The organism is Pseudomonas sp. SIMBA_068, assembly GCF_046534705.1.
GTDB classification, from domain to species: domain Bacteria; phylum Pseudomonadota; class Gammaproteobacteria; order Pseudomonadales; family Pseudomonadaceae; genus Aquipseudomonas; species Aquipseudomonas putida.
The window spans coordinates 1-240 of the sequence record NZ_JAWRYI010001509.1; the positions used below are offsets into that span (position 1 = coordinate 1).

The window sequence follows — 240 nt, forward strand, 5'->3', positions numbered from 1 at the left end:
GGTCGACGATGATCAGGCCATCGACGCCGGCTTGCTTGGCTTCAGCCACGAACTTTTCCACGCCAAAGCGGTGGATCGGGTTGTAGTAGCCCATCAGCACGATCGGCGTGGTGTGGTTATCCACACGGAATTCGCGAACCATCTGCAGGGTCTTGGCCAGCGTCTGGCCAGCCTCCAGGGCGCGCAGGGTGGCCAGCTGGATGGCCACGCCGTCGGCCATCGGGTCGGTGAACGGCATGC

1 protein-coding gene is annotated in these 240 nt (G+C 63.8%); it reads right to left on the reverse strand.

The features are described from left to right. Positions 1-240, reverse strand: a 240-nt coding sequence (locus SB756_RS34700; RefSeq protein ID WP_410913837.1) for a tryptophan synthase subunit alpha, incomplete at both ends; no start/stop codon positions are given.